2 protein-coding genes are annotated in these 3,025 nt (G+C 58.8%); one reads left to right on the top strand and one right to left on the bottom strand.

Annotation, left to right across the window (positions count from 1 at the left end):
* The first annotated feature begins 279 nt into the window (after positions 1–279).
* A complete protein-coding gene (locus NUW23_15725) occupies positions 280–1,281 on the top strand; it encodes an HD domain-containing protein (GenBank protein ID MCR4427605.1) in 1,002 nt (333 codons plus the stop codon).
* 942 nt (positions 1,282–2,223) lie between these two features.
* Here the strand turns inward: NUW23_15725 and NUW23_15720 are convergent.
* Positions 2,224–3,025, bottom strand: an 802-nt coding sequence (locus NUW23_15720; GenBank protein ID MCR4427604.1) for an ATP-binding cassette domain-containing protein, incomplete at its 5' end; no start/stop codon positions are given.

Genomic DNA, 3,025 nt, shown 5'->3' with positions numbered 1-3,025 from the left:
CACAACGGAGCAGGGAGCCGCTACCTCAGATTCCACGAACTTTGGGACATCCTCGCTCGAAGACTCGTTGACGGTGTCCATAGAAGCTCTGGCTAATGCCGTGGAAGCTCTTGATGGGTACCTTTGTAGGCAAGTGGTTCCGCCACGCAAAGGCACCGTGCTGGTGGTTCACAAGTGATACGTCTCTGGGCTGCCGTGATACCTGAGAATATGTACACGATCAGGGTGGGGAGAACGTCCGAAACCACACAACAATGCCGAAATCACGGGGTGATGGAAGTGAGTTCCAGGCGGGTAGACCTATTGGAGGCTGTACTGAGGCACATGCCCGACGGCCTGATAATCGTGGACGAGGAGGATCGGGTTGCATGGGTCAATCCCGCAGCTGAGACGATGAGACACGTGAAGGCGTCCGACATTATAGGGCAAGATGTGAGGGAGTGCCACTCGGCCAAGTCCCGTGAGAGAGTCGACCGAGCTCTCCAGTACCTGCATACCGCAGGCCGTGCGCCGTTTTCTCGCGTGACGGTCGACCACGTGCTTGGCCGCCACTTCGAGAATATCTACTTCCCTCTCAGAGACGAGGACGGCAACTACATTGGTTCTGCGCTCATATCACGAGATACCACTGACCGGAGCCGACTTGAAGAAAAGGCGACTGCACGTACTAAGGAACTCGAAGTCAGAGTCGGAGAGCTTAAGGCTAGCGCACACGTATTGTTTGCGGAGGCCATGGCAAGCTTAGTCAATGCTCTTGAAGCGAAAGACCCTTACACGAAGGAGCACTCGATGCGTGTTCGAGACACCGTGGCTACCATGGCAGAACATAGCCTAGGAATCTCATCGGAGTCGGCAGACATCGAACTTGCGGCCAGGCTTCACGACATTGGAAAAGTGGCGGTTCGTGACCAGGTATTGGGCAAGCCCGGGCCGTTGACCGAGGAGGAGTACCAGTCGATAAAAGCCCACTCAGTCGTTGGAGAACGCATTATCGAGCCAATAATCAGGCTCAAGCCGGTGGCGAAGCTCATTAGGCACCATCACGAGAGGTTCGACGGCGGTGGGTATCCGGATGGACTGAGGGGACATGAGATTCCCCTTGGGGCGAGGATGCTCGCCATAGCTGATGCCTATGATGCTATGAGGTCCGCTAGGCCCTATCGCTCGGGCCTAGCGCCCGAAACCGCGGCCGCAGAGATCCAGAAGCAGTCGGGGCGTCAATTCGACCCGGAGCTTGTCGGACTCTTCTTGGAGCTCTTCGCCTCCGGGACACTAGGATGACCGATATCGACATAGGGATGGATCTCTCTAGTTCCTCGTAGTGGATGCTCTGCGCCGCGGGGAAGTGGCCAGGCAAACACACTGTGCCGGCGGTTCACAGGTTAGGCACCTGTGGGCTGTCGGCTCTTCGTTTGGGGCGTGATGTGGTGAGCGCGCTTTCGGGAACCAGACTCGTAAACACAATCGTTCGGGCCATAGAGACCAAGCCAAGCCTCCTGGCCCTGATCAACTGCCCCTGGTGAGATGCCCCGGAAGCGCTCGAACTGGCCTCCCAGGAGTCTACGTGCTAGCGCCATGCCTATGACCGGTAGGGAAAGGTGAAGAGACCGCAGGCTCTGGCCGAGGACGAGTTTATCGCTTATACCGGTAGCCCAATTGGACAGCTCCGGGTGCCTCTCGCGGCACTGGAAGCTGATAACCGATGCCTGAGTGACCGTGGCGGCCATGCCGTGCACCCAGATGCCCGAACCTGCCGGGCGAAATGCGTAGTTCGAAGCACTCTGACTTGGAACGCCAAGAGAGGGCTGTCAAATAGCGGGACCACAATAGTCATGTCTGGGACCGGGCGGGGCTGCCGAATTCTGCAGCAGCGCGCCGTAGTAGGCTGTAAGACTAGCCGCGCTCGCCCACGACCGCGGACTCTGTTAGACGTGTCCGAAAGACGGTTGCGTTGCGCTGGCCAACATGATCCACGTCACATAACCGGCCAAGACGGCGTGGAACGCACGGCTGGATCCTGCAAGCCTAACCAGCCTTTGCGCCAGTTGCCGCGAGCGACATCACAATAGGCTTGAGCAGGACAGGAGCTCAGATCCGGCAGCCCCCGGGCACGGGGGAAATGCTCAGACAAAGGGCGTAACATCTCTTCGCATAAGCTGAGGGCAACCATCACGTGCCCCAAGCTCCAAGGTACGACCTCACGCCGGCCGGCCTGGTCTCCGGTCAACGGCTCGCGGGCAGCTCCTTGCGGATGTGGCACGCGCAGTAGTGGCCTTGGCCGAGATCAATGAAGGAAGGCTCCTCACGCTTGCAGATGTCCTGCACATACCTGCACCTGGTGTGGAATCTGCACCCGGGCGGCGGGTTGATTGGGCTCGGAACATCGCCTTCCAGGAGTATGCGCTTTCGCTGAAGCTTCGGATCGGGCACAGGAATCGCCGAGAGCAGGGCCTCTGTGTACGGGTGCTGGGGCCTCTCATATAGTTCGTCCTTGCCCGCCAGTTCCACGATCTTGCCCAGGTGCATCACAGCCACCCTGTCAGATATGTGCTTCACCACCGAGAGATCGTGGGCGATGAACACGTATGTCAATCCAAACTCCCGCTGGAGATTCTGCAGAAGGTTGATCACCTGCGCCTGGATGGACACGTCCAGCGCCGATACAGGCTCATCGCAAATAATCAACTTCGGGTTGAGTGCCAGGGCCCTGGCCACTCCGATCCTCTGTCTTTGCCCGCCCGAGAACTCGTGAAGATACCGCCTCGCGTGGCTCGAATCCAGTCCTACCACTTCGAGCAGTTCTATGACCCGCTTGTCCTTCTCCCGGCCTCGGGCCAACCCGTGGATCTGCAGCGGCTCCCCTACTATCTCCCCCACACTCATCCGGGGATTCAGCGACGCGTACGGGTCCTGGAACACTATCTGCATGTCCCGCCTCACTTCACGCATCTTCGCACGAGGCAGCGCCAGAATGTCTCGCCCTTCGAAACTGATCTTGCCGGATGTGGGCTCCTCCAACCTCAGT

This window comes from Bacillota bacterium (genome assembly GCA_024655925.1).
GTDB lineage: Bacteria > Bacillota > DTU025 > DTU025 > JANLFS01 > JANLFS01.
This window is presented reverse-complemented; position numbering and strand designations above follow the sequence as displayed.